Below are 20,596 nucleotides of genomic sequence, written 5' to 3'. Positions count from 1 at the left end.
TGGCGGCAGCGTGGTCTACGGGTCGATCTGGGGCGCGTACCTGCCGATCATCAAGAAGTACGCGGACAACGGCCGCCTGTGGTGGCTGAACATGCAGTACTACAACGGCAGCATGTACGGCTGCTCCGGCGACTCCTACACGGCCGGTACGGTGCGGGGCTTCACCGCGCAGACCGACTGCCTGAACAAGGGCCTGGTCATCCAGGGGACGACGGTCCGGGTGCCCTACGACAAGCAGGTCCCGGGCCTGCCCGCCCAGCCGGGCGCCGGCGGCGGCCACATGACCTCGTCCCAGGTCGCCCAGGCGTGGAACCACTACGGCACGAGCCTCAAGGGCCTCATGACGTGGTCCATCAACTGGGACGGCTCGAAGAACTGGAGCTTCGGCGACAACGTCAGGGCCCTTCAGGGCCGTTGATCCGGGCCATTCCAGAACAGCCCACGCCCCCCGGCCGAGGACCACCGTGACCGGCACGGAACGCGCCACCGTGACCGCGCTCCTGGCGGCCGCTCGCCGTCTCCGCCCCCGCCGTGTCCGCGGCGGGCGGCCCCGTGACGCAGCCGCCGGCCGGAGGCCGAGCGCCCCAGCCGTCACCTGCGCGGCCCGCGGGAAGAGCCCGTCGCTGTCACGCTGACGTGACCGGAAACCGGTACGCGCGCCGCCTGAAGGACGCCGGGCGGGCCGCACCCCCTCAGGCCCGTGACCGGCTCACCGCTGGAGAGAGCCAGCGATCGACGTGGCGACCTCGGCGTGGGAGAGGTACTCATTGATCTTGTGAACCCGGTCGTGGGGGTTGACGACGGTGAGGTCCGTCAGGCCGTCCGCCCAGTCGTCGCCCAGCGGGCAGCCGATGGCTACCGGATCGGCCGGGCACCACACGTTGAGCCAGTCCGCCACCTGGTCGGGACGCTGGGGACCTCGGATGAGCAGCCTGTCGTACACGCTGTTCAGGCCCAGGGGGCTGCCCGCCGTCGTGAGGTGGACGACGTTCACCGCCGGGGACAGCCGGGTGACGAGGTCCAGGGCGACGACCGTGCCCAGGCTATGGCTGACGAGGACCACCTCTCCCGACGTCGGCATCGTCCGCAGCACGCAGTCCAGGACGTCGTCCCGGACGCGCCGGTCGTCGAGGTAGGCGGCCACGTCACGGAAGAGCAGGGCGATGGCCCACGCGTCGAGGCCGCTGCGGGCGGCCAGCCAGCTCAGCTGCCGTTGCAGGGCCCTGGTCAGGCCTCCCGGGCCCAGCCGTTCGGCGGCCGACCGGCTCTCGGGCGGCAGATACCACTTCGTGGCCGCGTTGGCGACGATCTCCTCGTAGACGGCGCGGGTCGTGGGGGCGGTGGGGGCGGTCACGTCCGCCGCCGTGGGGGCAAACGCCTCGACGACGCGGGGGACGGCCTCGCGCGAGGCGAGGGCCCGCACCAGCCTGTCGCCGTAGTAGGGGAACCAGACGTCCTCTGGGTCGAGCGGGCGCAGCCCGGCGCGGACCAGTCCCTGGTTGAGTCCGGCCGTCCAATCGCGGCGCAGCTGCCCGGGGATCTCGCCCTGCTGGTCGCGGCCGTGCAGGAACACCAGATGCCGGTCGCCGCCGAACGCCTCGGCCCGGCCCGGCAGCCCCGCCCTGGCTTCCGCCCGCTCGGCGGCCGGCCCCGACCCGGCGGCGACGGGGGACGGGACCGGAGCAGGAGCCGTGATCTGGCCGACCGACGCCCCCGCGCCCTGCAACCCGGACTCGGGACCCATCTCTGCCAGCAGCGCCCGTTCGCGGGAGCCGAGTGGCAGGGCGGCGAGGTGCCGCAGGACGCGGCTGATGCGGACGCCCTCGTTGGCCACCCAGTCGATGGCGTCGTCGCCGTCCCCGGGCCGCCACACCTGCCCGTCTCTGCGCAGGACCCGGCCCCGGTCGTCGGTCCTCGGCACGCCGCTGTGGTGGAGGGCGACGACCTCCCACTGGTCGTTGTAGACCGGAGACCCCGAGTTGCCCGGCTCGGTGTCGGTCCGGTAGTGGAGGAAGTCGTCGAGGCGTACCTGGAGCATGTTGTCGCGTACGGCGATCTCCTTCAACCGGCCCATCGGGTGGCCGATGATGTTGACGAGCTCGCCGATGGCCAGCTTGCCCAGCTGGGCGCTGAGCCGGTTCCAACCGAATGTCTCCCCGGGCGGGCGCCCGTCGGGGCCCGAGGCGACCCGCATCAGCGCGAAGTCGAGGCGTTCGTCCGCCGTGAAGAAGGCATCCGGGTCGAGGTCCAGCCGGGTCGGTGTCTGCGGCGTGTTGTCGACGGTGACCTGCGCCTCGAACTCCACGAAGCCCTGCCGGGCGGCGTCCGCGTCGGGGAGTACGTGGTGGTTGGTCAGCAGCAGGCGCGGTGACACGAGGAAGCCGGTGCCGATGGGCAGTTCGCGGCCGTTCTCGCGCACCGAGACGCGGGCGACCGTCCGTGCCGCCCGGGCGCCGCGCGGCAGGAAGCTCCACGCCTGGAGCTCCTTGGACACGCCGAGGATGCGCTCGTACACGGCGGACGGGCTCAGCGGCTCGGCGCGGACGGCCTCCACCGCCATCGCGGCGGGCACCGCCTGCTGGTCGAGCAGCCGCGCGGCACGCGCCGCAAGGGCGTCGTACGAGTCCGGGAACGCCACCCCGGCGTCCCGCTGCCGCTCGACCGCCCGGCGCTCCTCGCTGGTCGCGCCATACCGCGCGGCCGCCGCGAAGAGTTGGTGTTCCCGCTGCTCGCGGGTCCTGTCGGTGACCGCCACCTCAGCTCACCGTCCCCTGGGCGGTGTGCCACGGCACGAAGGCGTTGGTCAGGCCCGCGAGGGCCGGGCGCAGCTCCGGGTGGTGGCGCAGCAGCACTGTGATCATGCTGTTCTCGTCGATCCACGCCATGCCGGCCCGGGAGTACACCTCGGGCGTGTAATAGTCGGTGAAGAAGCGGTCGCTGTTCAGCCGGCGCGAGGCCATCAGGATGAAGATGCGGAACGCGGTGTCGCTGAACGCGAACCCGGCCGGCGGCTTCTCCGCGTACAGCCCGACCATGAGGTCGACCTTCTCGATGTCGCCGTCGTAGAGCCGCTCGATCTGCTCCGCCCGCGCCGGATCGCCGGTCAGGTCGGCGAAGCTCGCCGCGGGCTTCAGCCGCAGCAGCCGACGAAACTCGTTGTAGCGCGGGACGCCCAGCTCGCGGGAGCGCAGGATGTCGGTGGCGGCGAGGTCCTGTAGGTGACCGTCCGGGCGCTCGAACTCCTGGAGGAACCGGGGGAAGTTGTGCAGGGTGACCAGGCCGGGGTGGAGCGTGCCGAAGCTGTAGAGCAGGTCGGCCGTCCCGGTGGTCTCCATGACCTTCAGCGCCCCGGGCCCGGAGATGTCGCGCAGCGTGCAGTGCCGCAGTGTCCGGTCGTCGGCTGCGGACCGCAGGTGCCACTCGTCGCGGACGAGCGGGTGCATGCGGTAGACGGCGACGAACTCCTCGGTGAGGGAGTACGGGACGCCGTAGTGGTCGCTCGCGCCGCCGGGGATGCCGCTGAGGACCTCGCTCCGGCCGATCCGGCCGAACAGGTCGTGCACGCGCTCGCCCGCGATGCCCCACCAGTTGGCCCGCAGCGCCTTGACGGTCGTGGGGTGGCTGATCACGGCCGGCGTCCACTCCACCGTGTGGATCTTGGCGAGCAGCGCCGCGTTGATCAGCCGGGCACGCTGGAACAGCTCCTCGTCGCCCCACGACGGGTACACGTCGTGCAGGTGGCAGCAGATCGCGTTGTGCTCCCGGGCGAACAGGGTCTGCATCAGGGCCAGGCCCAACCAGAACCCGGGCACGCGCGAGGGGTCGCGGGAGGCGGCCGAGGGGAACGGGGACCGCCCGTCATCCCACAGATGGATCCGGCCCAGCTCGCCGGTGCGCATGAGGCGCTGCTCGGTCTCGTTCGAGCCGTAGATCTGCGAGGCGTCCCACCAGTGGGAGGAGAAGTTGACCCGGGTGTCGGGTGTGCCGACGGGCGCCTGCGGGTCGCGGGTCGGGTCCTGCGGCGTGCGCATGATACGCATCGGCTGCTCCGGCCAGGGGTCGTCGTCCATGAGCGGCACTTCCCAGGGCTCCTCCACGGGGCTCGTCCCGTGGCTGAACCAGTCGCGGATCATGAACTGGAGCCAGGCGGAGACCAGCGAGTTGACCGACTCGGCCGCGATCAGGCCGTCACGGGTGAGCAGGGCGCGGCTCACCTCGCGGGGGCTGGGCCGGGACAGCACGTCCTCGGGGGCGGCCGGGGCCATCCGGTCCAGCGGGATGTTCCGCCCGAAGCGGGTGCCGGCCATGCCCATCCGTGGGTCGTCGAGGTCGTTGTGACTGCCGTCGGCGGTCCGGTCGACCGTGTGGCTCCCGGACGGGGGCGCGGGAGCGGGCGGATTCACCGAGGGCAGGTGGCCGGTGTCGTAGAGATTCCTCTGCCGGAGCTTGACGCGTAGTCCGAGCAGCGTCAGCAGGCCCGGCAGGACGGGCAGCCGGTCCCAGCCGATGCGCCGGTCGACGTACTCGGCGCCGGCGCCGACAATCCGCCAGGGAAGGGAGGCGCGGTATCCGGCCGTGGCCGGCCGTTCGACGCGTCGGTGCTGGGTCATCGCGGTACTCCTTGGTGGCTGCTGCCGGCCGGGGTGGCCGGGCCGGCCGGTTCAGGCGCGGGCCGGGGCGGCGGGGATCACTTCGCTCGCCTTCTCGCTGATCACGTAGACGGGGACGGCGACGAAGAACCCGGGAACGCGCGGGAACAAGAACACCGGGGCGCCGGCGATCCGCGGCCGCTCCGCCCCGCGCCCCCCGAAGCCGCTGTCGACGACGGCCGAGGGACCGTCCGCCCGCCCCATCCGGCACGCGCAGGGCACGTGGTGGCCGCGGGGCCTCGTCCCGCACGAAACGGCGTACGTCCTCATGGCCGCCGACCGCCCCGCCGGACCACCGTTCCCCGAGGACCACGGGGCCGGCCCCGCGGTTCACGCCGCGCGCGAACCCCACGGCGCCGCACGTCGCGTCGAGGTTCAGCCGTCCCGGAGCCGCCCGCAGCGATGGGTCGGCAGTTCGAGACCGAGCAGCACCGTAGGGGTGCCGAACAGCCGGAAGGCGTAGACGGCGACCTGGACGCCCGCGAGCGGGTACCCGGGGACAGGACGGGGGAGGGCACGCTTCACGGCCATGGTCTCTCCTGAAGGTGCGGTGACTCGCGCGACGGGGAGAACCGCCGTCGCATGCCCCGAGAAGTTGAAACGTGAAGAGGGAAACCGGGGAATCCCTTACAGTGCGCTGGAAATACTTCGTAAACCATGCTAGGAGAGGCCTCGTTCACCTGCATGTCGAGGACGCGCGGCGGCGTCACGGGCGGCCGCGCACTCCTCACCCGTCGGCCTCGTATGGCAACGGTGCTTGTTCTGAGGGGTCTGTGGCCATCCGGGCGCTGTTGTGAACGCTCCAGCAACCGAGGTCCCGGACCGGCCCCACGCGGTCTCCCCCGTACGGATCGCCTGGGGGTGCGGCATATGACGGATCCTGCGGATGCTGGTGGCGTCCGGACAACGAGTGCGTGAGGCGGAGGAGGCGTTGTGGCACCTCTGGCCCGGATTCCGCTGGACGGTGGGGGTTTCCTTCTGGTCGAGCAGCCGACCCCGGGAGACGGGCCGGTGAAGGCCGGCCGCGTCGGTGACGCCGTGCGCGAGTTGCCAGGGACCCTGCAGACGGCGCTGAAGCCGGTCACCGAAGCCGCGCGCGCCACCCTCGGCCAGTTGCGCGAGGCCCGCCCCGATGCGGTCATCGTCGAGTTCGGTGTCGATCTCGCGTTCGAGGCCGGGGCTGTGATCACCAAGAGCCAGGCCAGCTGCCATTTGAAGGTGACCATGTCATGGCAGCACGAGGTCGCCGATCACCCGCCTGCGGGCGGGAGCACGGGCTGACTCCGGTGGCCAGCGGGGACAGCAAGCCCGGCGGCGGCGGTGCGGTGGATCTGCCGTCTGCGGTGGCGCAGGTTCTAGGGCCGGACGGAACGGTGGCCGGGGCGGGGTTCCTGGTGGCCGAGGCGGTCGTGGTCACCTGCGCGCACGTCGTCACGGCGGCCGGAGCCGGCCCCGGGCAGAGGGTTGTGCTGGCTTTCCCCCACCCGACCACACCGCACGGCTCTGGGACGTGACCCTCCTACGCCCCTCCGAAGCGATCAGGAAAACCTGCCGCGCTATCAACCGTGACTTGACCCCGCGGGAACGAACGGCATATCTACCGGATCAGTCGGTTGGCCCCGCATGCCCACCACAATCGAGGGCTTTTTGAGTTTGGCGCCCAACGGCGGGCAGCGTTTCCCGACTGGCTGGACTGGTGCGACCACCACCGGCCCCCACCGGCATCGGCGGCCAAACACCAGCCAGCCCGTCACCAACCTGTCCGGACAGCACACCTAGGCTCGGGGCCGCTGGAGCGCTGTGCCGAGGACAGCGCGGATGTGGTCCGGGTCGGCCTCGTGCTCGTCGAGGAGGATGGCCGCGCACAGGCCGTCGGACAGGGCGACCACAGCTTCGACCGCATCGGGGTCGTCGGTCTGTGTCCGGGCCAGTTCCGCGACGTTGTCGCGCCAGCGCCGTGCCACGGGGCGCAGGGCGGGCCGGCGTGCCGCCAGGGTCGACAGCTCCCGTTCCGCCAGTGCGCGCTCCCGGCCCGGTCCGGCGGATTCGGCGATGAGCCGGGCGAGACCGTCGAGTGGGTCGTCCTCGGACTCGATGAGTTGGCGGATGCGGTGGGTGTACTCGTCCGTGACGCTGGTCAGGGCGGCGACCAGCAGGTCGTCCAGGGTCGCGAAGTAGTACAGGGTCAGGCTGGTGGTGATCCCCGCCTCCTTGGCGACGGCGCGGTGGGTGACGCCGGTGGCGCCGTCGCGGCGGACGATCGCGAGCGTCGCCTCGATGATCTGGGCCCGGCGACGCCGACCGCGCAGCCTGCGCCCGTCGACGGTGTCGTGTTCAGCCGCCGTCATCCTGCTCACCGGTCATCGTCGCTCCTGTTCGTCGAGGCTGCCGGCACCGCCTCACGGTCGGCTTCCCCGAGGGGCCTCAGGTGCCGCAGTTCCGTGAAGCAGACCAGCGCGGCAGCCATTATGGCGGTCCCTGCCACCACCGCGGCGGTGTTGAGTCCGCTGGTGAACGCGGTTCGTGCGGGGTCGAGAGCCCCGGCCGGCAACTGGTGCGCGAGGGACGAGGCTCCGGAAAGGCTGTCGCTGTAGGTGCCGGCCGCGGAGGGGGACAGCCCGGACGGGGCCCCGACCTCCCTCCGGTAGATCACGGTGGTGAGGGTTCCCAGGAGGGCGACGCCTGCCGCGATGCCGAGTTCTTGAACCGTCTCGGACAGGGCGGCCGCCGATCCGGACCTCTCCGGCGGTGCGGCACCTACGACGATGTCGGTGCCGAGCGCGGCGATGACCCCGAGTCCGAGATAGACGCAGGCGAATCCGGTGATCACACCCGTGCGGCTGTCGGTGCCCGCGAGAGCGAGCAGGGCGTACCCGGAGAGCGACAGCGCCAAGGTGGCCGACATCACGACCCCGGGCGACACCCGGCCGGCCAGGAGCGGGGCACCGATGGCGCCGATGAGCATGGCCAGGGCGGGCGGCCCCATCCACAGCCCGGCCGTCGTCGGCGAGAGGCCCTCGACCAGTTGCAGGTACTGGGTGACCAGGAACATCACTCCGCCGAAACCGACCAGGCCGATCAACAAGACGGACAGAGCCGCGCGGAAGGCCCGGCTGGTGAAGAGCTGCATGTCCAGCAGCGGCTCGCTCAGGCGCAGCTGACGGCGGACGAACGCGACCGCGCTGCCGCCGCCGACGAGGACAGCGGCCCATGCCCGGAGGTCCAGGCCGTGGGCGGCCGCATGCTTGATCGCGTAGATGACCGGCAGCACCGCCGCGAGGGACAGCGCCACGCTCAGCAGGTCGGGACGGCCGGCGGGGGACCGGTACTCCGGCAGCAGGGCCGGCGCGCCGACGAGCACCAGCACGGCGACCGGCACGGCGACGAGGAAGGCCGCACCCCACCAGAAGCCGGCGACCAGTGCCCCGCCCGCGACCGGCCCCGCCGCCATCCCCAGGGCGAACATGGTCGCCCACACGCCGATCGCCAGCGCCCGCTGCCGGACGTCGGTGAACATGTTGCTGATCAGCGACAGCGTCGAGGGCATGAGCGTGGCGCCGGCCACTCCGAGCAGGGCCCGCGCCACGATCAGCCACAGGGCGCTGGGAGCGAAGGCCGCGAAGACCGAGGCCGCGCCGAATGCCGCCACCCCGATCATCAGCAACCGGCGCCGTCCGATCCGGTCGCCCAACGTTCCCATCGTGACCAGGAAGCCCGCGATGAAGAAGCCGTAGGCATCCATGATCCACAGCATCTCCGTCGCGGACGGATCCAGGTCTTCGGCCAGGCTGGGAACGACGAGGTAGAGCGCCGTCACATCGAGTCCCAGCAGCATGGTCGGCAGCGCCAGCAGCGCCAGACCGGTCCACTCGCGCCACCCGGCGCGCGCCGGCTGTCCCATACGCGCCACACCTCACCCTCAGTAGTTGAACTACCGTACTACTTGTACGGTAGTTCAATATGGAGCGAGTGAGAAGCGCGGGGGGCGGGATCCCCGGCGGTGCGCACCTCGGCGCGGGGGAGCCTCGGTGGCAGGTGGACAGGTGGACAGGTGCAGGACACGACGGATCACGGCCGCGACCTCGACCGACCACGGCCCGCGGACGGCCGGCCTCACGCCTCGGCGACCTCAGCTTCCCTGTGCTGGCAAGCTCATTTCCCAGACCGGCGTCCCACGGGAGCCGGACACCGGACCTGTGAAGGTGAATGGCGGGACAGGCCCGCCGCACCCGCCAGGAGCACCCTGCGGCGAACACCCCAGACGAGCCGGGCGGACCCCGGACGCGTTCCCGCTCACCGGCTCCCTCTCCCGCCCCGGCACACCCGGCGGCCTGTGTCACGCGGAGCCGGTTCAGCGGTCGTTCGCGACGCGCTCTCCGTTGCCCGTCTCCGGCATCCCCCCGTCATGCTGCGCCGTCAGGCCGAGGAGGGTCTCGATGACGGCCCGCAGGTACTTCTCCAGCTTGGTGTCCGGTGCCGACCTGAGGGCCGGGGGGCGGATCTCCGTGAGCACGAGGCTGGTGCCGAGCATCCAGGCCGCCAGGAGTTCCGCCCTCAGCTCGGCGTCGGGACCGCCGAGGCGCGCGGCCAGGCGCGTGGAGAACACGTCCCTGAAATCGGCCCGCAGCCGCGCCACCGCCTCGTCCCGGCCGGACGACCGCAGCACCGACAGCACCGGGTGGGGGAATTCCCCGTCCTTCGGCGTCCCCAGAAGCATGGCGCAGAGCCAGTCGGGTATCGCCTCGACGGGCTCCTGAAGCAGTGGCTCGAATATCTTGCCGGCACCCGTCACGTCGTTGAACAGCGCTTCCTTCGAGCCGAAGTAGCGGTAGACGAGAGCCGCGTCCACGCCCACGTCCCCCGCGATGTCGCGCACGCTGGTCCCCTCGTACCCGTACTTGCCGAACCGGAAGGCCGCGGCGGTTCTGAGCGCCGAGCGCGTGGCCGTGGCCGAGCGCCTGCGGGCGGACCGGTCGGCCACCGCGTTCGACGCCTCGTCGTTCTGTACTCCCGTCACGTCACCAAACCTCCATCGTCAGGCGGCCCGCCCGCCAACCGCCCATGTTCCGGCCTGTGGCGGCTGGCTCAAAGTCACCGACCGTTGTCACCCATCGTTGACTTCTATTCGCACGCCATGCCATACCTGGAACAGGTCAACGATTGATGACTTCGGTTGCTTACCGCCACCGGGGCCGTACGGCCGGGTCGGCCCCTCGCGGGTCGCCGCGCGCCGCCGAGGCCGTCGCGCGGGTCCCATCGACCGGAAATGGTGATCTTCTGTGCCTGCTCAACGTGTCGCCGTGGTCGGAACCGGCTATGTGGGACTGACCACCGGTGCCTGCCTCGCCTCTCTGGGCCATGCGGTGGTGTGCGCGGACGCCGACCCCCGCAAGGTGGAGCGGCTGCGCGAGGGCCGGGTGGACATCCTGGAGCCCGGCCTGCCCGAGACCGTCCGGGACGCCCTGGAGGCGGGCCGGCTGGAGTTCACCGGCGACACCGCGCCGGCCGTCGCCGGCGCCGAGGTGGTCTTCCTGTGCCTGCCCACGCCCATGGGAGCGGGCGGCGCGGCCGACCTCGCCGCCGTGGAGGCCGTCGCGGAGCAGATACGCGACGTACTGCCGTCCGGCTGCGTCGTCGTCGACAAGTCGACCGTGCCGGTCGGCACCTGCGAGCGCGTCGCCGCCCTGCTCGGGCGGCCGGACGTGGCCGTCGTGAGCAACCCGGAGTTCCTGCGCGAGGGCCGCGCCGTCCACGACTTCCTGCACCCGGACCGGATCGTGATCGGTGCCGCCGAGCGGGACGCCGCCCGGCGGGTGGCCGGCCTGTACGCCGCGCTGGACGCGCCGCTGGTGCTCACCGACCCGGCGAGCGCCGAACTGACCAAGTACGCGGCGAACTTCTTCCTGGCGATGAAGCTGTCCTTCGCCAACAACCTCGCCACCGTGTGCGAGCGGTTCGGCGCCGACATCGGCGATGTCACCGAGGGCATCGGGCGCGACCCGCGCATCGGCTCCTCCTTCCTGGTACCCGGCCCCGGCTGGGGCGGCTCCTGCCTGCCCAAGGACACCCATGCCCTGCTCACCGTGTGCGAACAGGCCGGGGTCGACTTCCCGTTGCTGCGCGCCACCATCGACACCAACGTCACCCATCAGCGCCTGCTCGTCGAACGTGTCGCCGCCGCGTGCGGGCGCGGCCGGGACGGCTCGCTGCACGGCGTACGACTCGCCCTGTACGGCCTGACGTTCAAGGCCGGGACCTGCGACCTGCGCGACTCGCCCGCGCTCGCCGTCGCCCGGCTGCTGCGCGAGCGGGGTGCCGAACTCACCGCCTACGACCCGGCGTTGTGCCACGAGCAGCCCGACCTGAGCGATCTGGCCGAACTCGCCGACGACCCGGTGCGGGCGGCGGAGGGGGCCGCGGCCTGTGTCGTCCTCACCGAGTGGCCGCAACTGCGCGATCTGGACTGGGCGGCCATCGCCGCGCGCATGGCCGGCCGCGAGGTCCACGACTTCCGCAACCTGCTGGACCCGGACCGGCTCGCCCGGGCCGGGCTGAGCTGGCAGGGCATCGGACGCGCGAGCGCACCGGCACGGGTGGCGTGACGGGCGACCGGCTGCCCGGTGTCCCGGCCGTCGCCGCCTGACATCGCGCGCCGCCGCCCTTCGTTCATCCGCCCCGGTGCCCCGGTGCCCCGGTGTCCCGGTGCCCCGGACGGGGGCCGCCGCGGCCGTGCCCGCCCCCGCGCCCGCTGGACCGGGTCCGCGCCCGGCCGTCCCTTCGCCTGCCACCGCCGAACGTCCACGAGAGAAAGGTCCACCCCCCATGCGCATCCTCTGCACCACGCTCGGCAGTCCCTCGCACGGACGCGCCCAGCTCCCCCTGCTGCGCGTCCTCGCCGAAGCCGGTCATCAGGTGGTGGTGGTCACCACCGACGGCCTCGCTCCCGTCTTCCGCGACGACGACGTGGAAGTGAACGCCGCTTTACCGGATCTCGACCCGGTCGGCATGCTCGGTCCGTTCCTCGGCGAACTCGGGGGCAGCGCCGACCTGTCCCTCTCCTCGCCGGTGCTGACGCGGATGATGATGCGGGCCCTGGCCGGACCGGGCGTCAAACCGCACCTGGACATCCTCCGCCCCCTCGCCCGTGACGTCCGCCCCGATCTGATCCTGCGGGACGGCATGGACATGGGCGCGGTGCTCACCGCCGAGCTGCTGGAGGTGCCGCAGTTGCCGACGCCTTCCGGGTTCTCCAACATCATCGAGCCGGCCGAGGTGCTGCCCGGCCTCAACGAACGGCGCGGGGAGCTCGGGTTGCCGCAGCGGGACGATCCGCTGTCCTTGGTGCCGCACGGCCGCGTCGACTACGTACCGCCCGCCTTCTCCTTCTCCCGGCATCTGCCGCCGGCGTTGTCGTACCGGCAGACGGTGGACGTCGAGCGGCACGCGGCGCTGCCCCCCTGGGCCGCCGGACTGCCCACCGACCGGCCCCTGGTGTACGCCGGGATCGGCACGGCCCTGCCGGTGATGCGGGAGCAGACCGCGCAAGGGGCACCGCAGCTGCCGGTGGAGCTGCCGGACGCCGCCGAGACCCTGGCGGCGATCGTCGGGGCGGCGGCCGAACTGGAGGAGTGCACCGTGGTCGTGTCGACGTCCGGGATCCCGCTGGACGCCGCGGGCCTGCCCGGGCATGTCCACGTCACCGAGCGGGTGCCGCAGCCGCTGCTGCTGGAGTCGGTGGACCTGTTCGTCACCCACGGCGGCTTCAACAGCGTCCGCGAGGCGCTGCGCACCGGCACACCGCTGGCGGTGCTGCCGCACTTCGGGGACCAGCACGCCAACGCGGAACGCGTGGCGGAACTGGGCCTGGGCGGTCACATCACCGACCGCAGCGCGCGGGGCATCGCCGAGATGTGCCGAACGCTGCTCGCCGACCCCGCGCCCAGGGCCCGGGCCCGGTCGGCCCAGCTGGCGATGCTGTCGCTGCCGGACATCGGGCAGGCGGTCGCCGACCTCGAGGGCATCGCCGGATAGCCCGCGGTCCCGCCGCACCGAGTCCGTGCCGCCGCATCGGCGCGGCCCCCGACATCCCGCCCCGGGCCCCACTCTCCAGAACGACAGGTGACCTCCTTGGCAACCCGACAGCACAGCGCCGACGGGGACGCGCCCGTGCGGCTCAGCCACCGGCAGATCACCACGGTCATGTCCGGACTGGTGGTGGGCATGTTCCTGGGGGCGCTGGACCAGACGGTGGTCGCGTCCGCGCTGCGGACCATCGCCGACGACCTGCACGGGCTGACGGCGCAGGCGTGGGCGACCACCGGGTACCTCATCACCGCGACCATCGCGACCCCGCTGTACGGCAAGCTCTCCGACATCCATGGCCGGCGGCCCGTGTACCTGGCCGCGATCGGCCTGTTCACGGCCGGCTCGCTGCTGTGCGCGTGTGCCACGTCGATCCACGAACTGGCGGCGTTCCGGGCCGTCCAAGGACTCGGCGGGGGCGGGCTGATGTCGCTGGCCATGACGATCGTCGCCGACATCACCACGCCGCGCGAACGAGGCCGCTACCAGGGCTACTTCATGGCCGTGTTCGGCGGCGCCAGCATCGTCGGCCCGCTGGCGGGCGGCGCCCTCGCCGACCACGACACACTGCTGGGCATCACCGGCTGGCGCTGGATCTTCCTGCTCAACGTGCCGCTCGCCGCCTTGGCCGCCGTGGCGATCGTCCGCGTCCTGCGGTTCCCGCACCAGCGGGTGCGGCACCGGCTCGACTACCCGGGAGCACTCGCCCTGGCCGTCGGGACCGTGCCGTTGCTGACCGTCGCCGAGCAGGGCCGCACCTGGGGGTGGGGCTCGCTTCCGGCCCTGCTGATGTACGCCGTGGGCGCGCTGGGACTCGTCGCCTTCGTCCTGGTGGAGCGCCGCACGGGCGCGGCGGCGCTGCTGCCGCCGCGGCTGTTCCGTGTCCGCGCCTTCCGGCTGGGGGTCGGGCTGCACTTCGTGGTCGGCGTCGGCATGTTCGGCGCGATGACGACGGTGCCGCTCTACCTCCAGATCGTCCGCGGCATGAGCCCGATGACGGCGGGACTCGCCACGCTTCCCACGGTCGCCGCGAATCTGGCCGTGACGCTGCTGGTGGGCCGGCTGATCGCGCGCACCGGTCGCTTCAAGGTCCATCTCGTCGCCGGTATCGGCTCGTTCACCGCCGCGATGCTCGTCTTCGCGACCCTGCGCGTGGACAGCCCGCTGTGGCACGCGGCCCTCGGCATGGCCCTGATGGGAGCGGGGCTCGGCGCGTCGATGCAGACGCTCACCACGCTCGCGCAGTCCGAGGTGCCCCGTACGGACATGGGCGCGGCGACGGCGTCGGTCAACTTCTTCCGCTCCAACGGCGGCACCGTGGGGACCGCGGCCTTCCTCTCCATCCTGTTCTCCACGGCGGGCGGCCGCATAGCCGAGCGGCTGGCCGAGGCCCGCCGCGACCCGGAGTACCGCCGGCTGCTGGCCGAACCCGGCAACGCCCACGCCCTCGCGGATGTCCTGCGCCCGGGCGGCGGTGTCGACCTGGAGGACTCGACGTTCCTGCGGGAACTCGACGGGGGCGCGGCGCTGCCGTTCCTGGAGGGGTACGCCACCTCGATGCGGCTGGTCTTCCTCACCGGTGCCGCGGTCGCCCTGGTCGCCTTCCTGATCGCGGCCCGGCGGGTCCCGGACCTGACGCTCGCCGACGAGTGAGCCTGCCGTCCGGCGGGCCCGCGCCCCGCCGGGCGGCGGGTCCGCGCGGTCCGTCGGACCGTCCGTGCCGGGCCTCGCCGACGGGCGCTGACCGTCCCCCATGGAGGCGGAGGCAGCGGCCTTCACGCCGGGCGCACCCGGGCGGGAAGCTGGCGGTTCACCAGGGTGGCGTAACGGCCCTGTGCGCGCATGAGGGTGTCGTGGGTGCCGTACTCCACGAAACGGCCGTTCTCCAGGACGACGATCACGTCCGCGTCCATGATGGTGCTGATGCGGTGTGCGACCACGATCCTGGTGCACCCCCGCGCAGACAGCTCTTCCGCCAGTTCGGCTTCGGTCACGGCGTCCAGGTGACTCGTCGCCTCATCGAGTACGAGCAGGTCGGGATCGGCCAGCAGCGCTCTGGCGATGGCCAGGCGCTGGCGCTGTCCGCCGGACAGTGCGCTGCCTCCCTCCGACACGTGGGTGTCCAGCCCCATCGGCATGCGGCGCACGTCTGCGAGGAGGCGTGCCCGCTCCAGCGCCTCGACGAGGGTCTCGTCGGACAGCCGGCCCCGGCCGAGCAGCAGGTTCGACCGGATGGTTCCACCGAAGACGTGGGGCTCCTGCGTCACGATGCCGAAGCGGCGTCGCAGGCTTTCCACGTCGTAGTCCTCGATGGCATGCCCGTCCAGGAGTACTTGGCCCTCGGTCGGCCGCAGCAAGCCCGCGAGCAGGCGGATCATCGTCGTCTTGCCGGAGCCACTGGCCCCGACGACGGCCACCTTCGCGCCGGCGGGGACGTGCAGCGTCAGATCGCGCAGGATCCACGGTCCCTGCCCGTAGCGGAATCCCACCCCGCGTAGTTCCACGCCGCCCCGCAGGCCGTTCGGCGTGATCGCTCCTCGGCCCCGTTCCTCCGGCGGTTCGTCCAGCACGTCGTGGATGCGCTCCAGGTGAGCGCCTATCGTCTGGAGGTACCGGATGCTCGTGGCCAGGTTCGAGACCGGGGCGAGCAGGCCGGCTGCGACCGCGTTCAGTGCGACCATGGAGCCGATGGTCATCGCTCCGGCGCGCGTCTGGGCGATCCCGAGAAGGAGCAGCAGCAGCGGCGACGCCACCTGGAGCAGCAGGGTGAGCGAGTCGGTCACAGCGTCGAGGCGGCGCCGGCGGAACGCCGCCCGCAGGTAGGTCCCGAGTGCCGCGCGCCAGCGGTCGAGCACGGGCTCGGCCAGCCCGGCGCTCTTCACGAATTCCGCCCCGCGCAGTGCGTCCACGGCGACGGACTGCGTCGCGGCCTCCGCGCTCAGTTCCCGTTTGGCCAACGCGTTGGCCGGGCGCGCGGTCGCCCCCACGACGGCGACCTGTGTCGCGGCCAGCGCTGCCGCGAGCAGCGCGTACCAGGGACTGATGACAGCCAGCACGGCCAGGTAGCCGATGGCGAAGACGCTGTCGATCACCAAGGTGATCATTCGTGAGGTCAGCAGATCCCGGATGACCGTGTTGCTGTTGAGGCGGGCCAGCAGGTCACCGCTGCTGCGGGCCTGGAAGTACCCGAACGGGAGGCGGAACAGGTGCGTCATAAACCTGTCCCCGAGCAGGCCGTCCAGCCGCTGCTGCAGGACGAGCAGGGCCACCGTCCTGGCCAGGCCGACGAGGGCGTACGTGAGGACGAACCCCACGACGCCCAGGGCGAACGGCGTGAGGGTGTCGGCGCGTTCACCGATGAGCGTGTCGATGCCGTACTTGGTCAGCAGTGCCGAGCCAAGGGCGAGGACCTGAACGACCGCCGAGAGCACGATCGCCAGTACGACCCACCTCGGAGCCATCCGCAGCACGTCCCGTGCGAGTCGCAACGGCCACGACCGCGTTCCCCCGCGCCGCCGGGTGAACGCCGTGCCCGGCGTGAACTCCAGCAAGGTGCCGGTGAACCGCCCGCGGAACTCCTCGTGGGACAGCGCCGCCCGCCCCTCGGCGGGGTCGAGCACATGCACTCTGCCGCGCCCGGCCCGCCGCACCACGACGAAGTGGCCGCCGTCCCAGTGCGCTATGACGGGCATCCGCACGGAACCGATCGCGTCCGCCGGTACCTGGAGACCGCGCGCTTGCAGACCGTGGGCGCGAGCGACCTCAAGGATCCGGCGGGCGCTGGCTCCGTCGCGTGCCACGCCGAACTGCGTCCGCAGGTCGCGCAGAGCGGTCCTGCGGCCGTACGCGCCGAGCACCATCGCCAGGCACGCCGGTCCGCACTCCGCCTCGCTCAGCTGCGCGACGTACGGCACCCGTGCCACCCGCCTGCCGCTCATACCTCTCCCTTCGTCCGTGTCCTCTGCCCCGGCAGCGTGCGGTACGGCGGTTCGCCGCCGGTTCACTGCCGGTTCACGGCCCCCGGAGCAGCGCGGACACCGCCCCGCGGCGGGTGACCAAGGTTTCCCCAAGGTTTCGTCCAGCCCCCCGCCGCAACGATGGCCTTGTCACGCCGGGCCGACCGAGGCCGAGGTGACGCGAGATCAGTACGTCATGGTCACATCAAGGGAGGAATCGTGGATCAGATCACCAGGGCATGGAAGAACCCGCTCTTCCGCGCCTCGCTGAGCGCCGAGGAGCTCAGCGCGCTGCCGGACCACCCGGCAGGCGTCATCGAGATCGCCGACCACCGGCTGGACAACGTCGTCGGCGGCGGCATCACCGACACCTGGGTGACCTGCGGGCACAAGACCTGCCGCACCTGCTTCACCTGCGACTGGCTCTGCGCCTGACCCCGGCTCGTCGGCTTATGCGGCGATCATGATCCGTTCCGGCGCGGACCCGGTGTCCGCGCCGGAACGGGCACGAGGAGCGCCGCCCCGACGGCCAGCAACCGACCTCAAGGAAGGGCTCATGGACAGCCAACGGGAGATACTGGACTCGGTGACGTGGTGGCGGGGCGTGCCCCTGCACCACCGGCGTGACGCGGCGGTCGGCATCACCCCGGAACAGCGGGCGCACGGACTGCGCCGTCTCGATCTGTGGCGCAGCGGCATCCTCTTCTCCGGAGGGAGCCCCCGGACCGAGGCGGACTACCTGGAACGCTGGTCAGCGACGGGCGTCGGCGAGGAGGAACTGGTCACCCTGCTCGGCGAGCCCGCGGAGTCGCTCGCCGCACGCCTGCCCAGGCCCGACTGGCTGACGGTGATCGAAGAGGCGTGGCGGTTCCACGCGGGGAACGACGTCGAAACGCACGGCCGGATCGCGGTGGGCGCCCATGGCCACGGCGGGCACGAGCACGACCACCCGCCCGGGCTGGGGCCGGCCGAGCTGGCGGTACCGCTGCTGCGCTGGGCGCGGAACGAACTGCGGCGCCGGGTGCCGGGCCTGCCGCCGGACCACCCGGTCCTGACACCCCCTGTGGAGGCGCTTTCGGGGATGCTGTCCCGGGTACTGGTCCTGGAGCTCAACGTGGCCAGGGTCACGGGGAACCTGGAGGGGGACACGCCCGAGGAGCGGTTCGCGTCGTTCATGGAGGGGATCCGCGATCCCGCACAGGCGCTGGCCCTGCTCTCCGAGTACCCCGTGCTGGCCCGGTTGCTGGTCACCTCGGTGCGGAACTGGGTCGACGTGAGAGCCGAGTTCGCCGAGCGCTTCCTGGCGGACCTGCCCCGGCTGCGCACGCTGTTCGACGGCTCGTGGCAGGGCCTGGAGGACCTGACGGACATCACGTTCGGTGCCGGTGACACCCATGACGGAGGCCGGTCGGTCGCGCTCCTCACGCTGTCCGACGGGGCCAGGCTCGTCTACAAGCCGCGCCCGGTCGACGTGGAGCTGCACTTCAACGAGCTTCTGCGCCGGCTGAACGGCTGGGGCATGCGCCACCCGCTGCGGACCCTGGCCGTGCTGGCCCGGCCGGGCTACGGCTGGGTGGAGCACGTGGCCGCCGAGCCGTGCGCCACGACGGAGGAGGCCGGCCGATTCTTCTGGCGTCAAGGCGCCTGTCTGGCCGTGTTCCACGCCATCTGCGGCGCGGACCTGCACCTGCAGAACCTGATCGCGGCGGGTGAGCACCCGGTCTTCGTGGACCTCGAGGCGACCTTCGTCGGCCGGCTGCGTGCCGAGCCGGACCCGGTGCTGCGGATCATCGGCGCGGTGCCCGACCTCCTCAACGAATCCGTTCTGGGCACGGGACTGCTGCCCGAGCGGATCATCGAGGTGGACGACTCCGGCTGGCGGGACGCGGAGATCAGCGGCCTCGCGGGGGGCGACGGCCAGCTCTCGCCGAGCGTGCTGCCGGCCTACACGGCCCAGGGTACCGACGCGATGCGGCTCGTCCGCGAGCGGATGCCGATCGCGGGCACGGCCAATCGGGCCACACTGGCCGGAGCCCCCCTCGATCCACTGCGGTACCGGGAGCCCTTGCTGGAGGGCTTCGAGTGCGCCTACCGGCTCATCACGCGCGAACGGGACGCGCTGCTCGCCGCGGACGGACCGATCGCGGCCTTCGGCGCCGACGCCGTTCGCCATGTGCCCCGGCCGACGTCCGTCTACAGCCGCATCCTGACGGAGTCGATGCATCCGGACGTGCTGAGGGACTCGCTGGACTGGGAGTACGTACTCGAAACCGGCCTGGCGGGCGGGCACCCGGGGATCGACGGCCGGATCGGACTGCTCACCAGTGAGCAGCGGCAACTGGCCGGTCTCGACGTGCCGGCCTTCCGCACCACACCCGGTGCGACGGACCTGCACGACCACGACGGCCTCGTCGTCCGGGAGTTCCTGTCGGTCTCCGGGATGGACGCCGTCCACGCCAAGGTACGCCGGATGGGAGCCGACGATCTGCGCCGCCAGAAGTGGTGCATCGAGGCCTCACTGACGGGACTGACGTTCGGCACGCAGACCGGGCCCGTCGCCCCGGCGCGCGAGCTGCCCGGGCAGCCGCTCGACATCGGCCACGCGCTGCGGGCCGCGGCCGCCCTCGCGGACGGCCTGCTCACCACCGCGGTGCACGGCACGGACGACCAGCCGCCGCACTGGCTGTCGCTCAACATCGTCGGGGAGCGCTACTGGCGGGCCGGACCGGCCGGGATCAGCCTCTACGATGGCGTGAGCGGTATCGCGCTCTTCCTGGCATACCTGTCCTCGCTGACTGGCGAGCGACGGTACCGGGCCGTGGCGGAACGGATCGCCGGGCAACTCGCCGACTCGCTGACCAGCCCGGAGCGGACGGCCCGGTCCCGTATCGCGTTGAGCATCGGCGGGTTCGGCGATCTGGGAGGCGTGGTCTACACGCTCACGCATCTGGCCGTCCTGTGGGACGAGTCCGCACTGCTCGATGCGGCCCGTGCGCTCGTGCCCGAGCTGGCGGGACGGTTCGCGGACGACCGGGAACTCGACATGGTGCAGGGAACCGCCGGGGCGGCACTGGCGCTGGCCGCGCTGCACCGCACGCACCCGGACGAGCGTGTGGCGGACGCGCTGCGGGTCGCGGGCGGTGTGCTGGCCAAGGCGGCCACGGACGTGAGCGGCGGAGCGGCCTGGTGTACGGCGGTCGACCCGGACCGGCCGTTGCTGGGCATGTCCCACGGAGCGAGCGGCTTCGCCCTCGCGCTCGCGCGGATCGCCGAGGTGACCGGGGAGGAGCACCTTTACCGGTTGTGCGAGAAGGCGGTCTCGTTCGAACGGCACCGTCTGGCCCCCGACCGGGGCAACTGGCCGGATCTGCGCAGCATCGTGCCCGAGGGATCGTTCATGAACGCCTGGTGCCACGGTGCCGCGGGAATCGGGCTGGCACGGGCGGAGCTGCTCGGCGTCGACGCTCTCGCGGGCGTGCGCGGGATCCTCGCCGACGACCTGCGCGTCGCGACGGACACCGTCCGTGGTGACCTGGCGCGTGACGGCGTCTACACGGGGCTCGGCAACGATTCGCTGTGTCATGGGGACATGGGACTGGTGGCGGCGCTGCTCGCGGCCGGTCCGGGCTGGGAGGAGGGCGACGTGCTCGGTCCTCGCGTGGCGCGCGCCGTGGCCGACAGGGCACTGGCTGGGGACGTCCGTCCCGGTGTGCCGATGGGAGTGACCACACCCGGGCTGATGACGGGCACGGCCGGGATCGGGTACGGCCTGTTGCGGGCGGCCGCACCCGGCCGGGTACCCGAGGTCCTCACCCTCGCGGCACCGGTCGTACGGGAGGGACGGGAGGGCGGTCGGTGACCGCCGCCCGGGGGAGTGAGGGTGCCGTCCGGAGCGGACCGCCCAGCGGC

14 protein-coding genes and 1 pseudogene are annotated in these 20,596 nt (G+C 72.2%); 7 read left to right on the top strand and 8 right to left on the bottom strand.

Features of this window, described 5'->3' with window-relative positions:
• Positions 1-418 (top strand): annotated as a pseudogene (locus AB0L74_RS19305) (chitinase); the annotation flags it as partial.
• 291 nt (positions 419-709) lie between these two features.
• Here the strand turns inward: AB0L74_RS19305 and AB0L74_RS19300 are convergent.
• From AB0L74_RS19300 to AB0L74_RS19285, 4 genes are all read right to left on the bottom strand, one after another.
• Positions 710-2,755, bottom strand: coding sequence for a serine protease (locus AB0L74_RS19300; RefSeq protein ID WP_365653269.1), 2,046 nt, complete (start codon positions 2,753-2,755; stop codon positions 710-712).
• 1 nt (position 2,756) lies between these two features.
• Positions 2,757-4,610, bottom strand: a complete 1,854-nt coding sequence (locus AB0L74_RS19295) for a peroxidase family protein (RefSeq protein WP_365653265.1) — start codon at positions 4,608-4,610, stop codon at positions 2,757-2,759.
• Positions 4,611-4,661: 51 nt separating this feature from the next.
• Positions 4,662-4,919: a GMC oxidoreductase gene (locus tag AB0L74_RS19290; protein WP_365653262.1), complete on the bottom strand. Its 258-nt coding sequence runs from the start codon at positions 4,917-4,919 to the stop codon at positions 4,662-4,664.
• A 105-nt stretch (positions 4,920-5,024) separates the two neighbouring features.
• Positions 5,025-5,180, bottom strand: a complete 156-nt coding sequence (locus AB0L74_RS19285) for a hypothetical protein (protein WP_365653259.1) — start codon at positions 5,178-5,180, stop codon at positions 5,025-5,027.
• Positions 5,181-5,582: 402 nt separating this feature from the next.
• Here AB0L74_RS19285 and AB0L74_RS19280 point away from each other — a divergent pair, with 402 nt between their 5' ends.
• Positions 5,583-5,930: a CU044_2847 family protein gene (locus AB0L74_RS19280; protein ID WP_365653257.1), complete on the top strand. Its 348-nt coding sequence runs from the start codon at positions 5,583-5,585 to the stop codon at positions 5,928-5,930.
• A gap of 494 nt (positions 5,931-6,424) precedes the next feature.
• On the opposite strand, the gene AB0L74_RS19275 is transcribed toward AB0L74_RS19280, so the two are convergent.
• From AB0L74_RS19275 to AB0L74_RS19265, 3 genes are all read right to left on the bottom strand, one after another.
• Positions 6,425-6,997 carry a TetR family transcriptional regulator gene (locus tag AB0L74_RS19275; protein WP_365653511.1) on the bottom strand — a complete coding sequence of 191 codons (573 nt, stop codon included), beginning with the start codon at positions 6,995-6,997 and terminating at the stop codon, positions 6,425-6,427.
• 5 nt (positions 6,998-7,002) lie between these two features.
• Positions 7,003-8,550, bottom strand: coding sequence for an MFS transporter (locus AB0L74_RS19270; RefSeq protein ID WP_365653254.1), 1,548 nt, complete (start codon positions 8,548-8,550; stop codon positions 7,003-7,005).
• Between the two features lie 450 nt (positions 8,551-9,000).
• A complete protein-coding gene (locus tag AB0L74_RS19265; protein WP_365653252.1) occupies positions 9,001-9,666 on the bottom strand; it encodes a TetR/AcrR family transcriptional regulator in 666 nt (221 codons plus the stop codon).
• Positions 9,667-9,928: 262 nt separating this feature from the next.
• Between AB0L74_RS19265 and AB0L74_RS19260 the strand changes: the two genes are divergently transcribed.
• The 3 genes from AB0L74_RS19260 (at position 9,929) to AB0L74_RS19250 (ending at position 14,384) form a co-directional block, all read left to right on the top strand.
• Positions 9,929-11,251: a UDP-glucose/GDP-mannose dehydrogenase family protein gene (locus AB0L74_RS19260; protein WP_365653249.1), complete on the top strand. Its 1,323-nt coding sequence runs from the start codon at positions 9,929-9,931 to the stop codon at positions 11,249-11,251.
• A gap of 220 nt (positions 11,252-11,471) precedes the next feature.
• Positions 11,472-12,680: a glycosyltransferase gene (locus AB0L74_RS19255; RefSeq protein ID WP_365653246.1), complete on the top strand. Its 1,209-nt coding sequence runs from the start codon at positions 11,472-11,474 to the stop codon at positions 12,678-12,680.
• Positions 12,681-12,767: 87 nt separating this feature from the next.
• Positions 12,768-14,384: an MDR family MFS transporter gene (locus AB0L74_RS19250; RefSeq protein WP_365653243.1), complete on the top strand. Its 1,617-nt coding sequence runs from the start codon at positions 12,768-12,770 to the stop codon at positions 14,382-14,384.
• A 122-nt stretch (positions 14,385-14,506) separates the two neighbouring features.
• Here AB0L74_RS19250 and AB0L74_RS19245 read toward each other — a convergent pair whose 3' ends face one another.
• On the bottom strand, positions 14,507-16,669 hold the full coding sequence (locus AB0L74_RS19245; RefSeq protein WP_365653239.1) for a peptidase domain-containing ABC transporter: 2,163 nt from the start codon (positions 16,667-16,669) through the stop codon (positions 14,507-14,509).
• Positions 16,670-16,906: 237 nt separating this feature from the next.
• On the opposite strand from AB0L74_RS19245, the gene AB0L74_RS19240 reads away from it, so the two are divergent.
• Positions 16,907-17,122, top strand: a complete 216-nt coding sequence (locus AB0L74_RS19240; protein WP_365653236.1) for a mersacidin/lichenicidin family type 2 lantibiotic — start codon at positions 16,907-16,909, stop codon at positions 17,120-17,122.
• Positions 17,123-17,243: 121 nt separating this feature from the next.
• Positions 17,244-20,546, top strand: coding sequence for a type 2 lanthipeptide synthetase LanM family protein (locus AB0L74_RS19235; protein ID WP_365653233.1), 3,303 nt, complete (start codon positions 17,244-17,246; stop codon positions 20,544-20,546).
• Positions 20,547-20,596 lie beyond the last annotated feature (50 nt).

Origin of the sequence: Streptomyces sp. NPDC052020 (genome assembly GCF_040680575.1) — a bacterium.
Classification (GTDB): Bacteria; Actinomycetota; Actinomycetes; order Streptomycetales; family Streptomycetaceae; genus Streptomyces.
The sequence above is the reverse complement of the archived record's forward strand: the minus strand, read 5'-3'. Positions and strand labels throughout refer to the sequence as shown.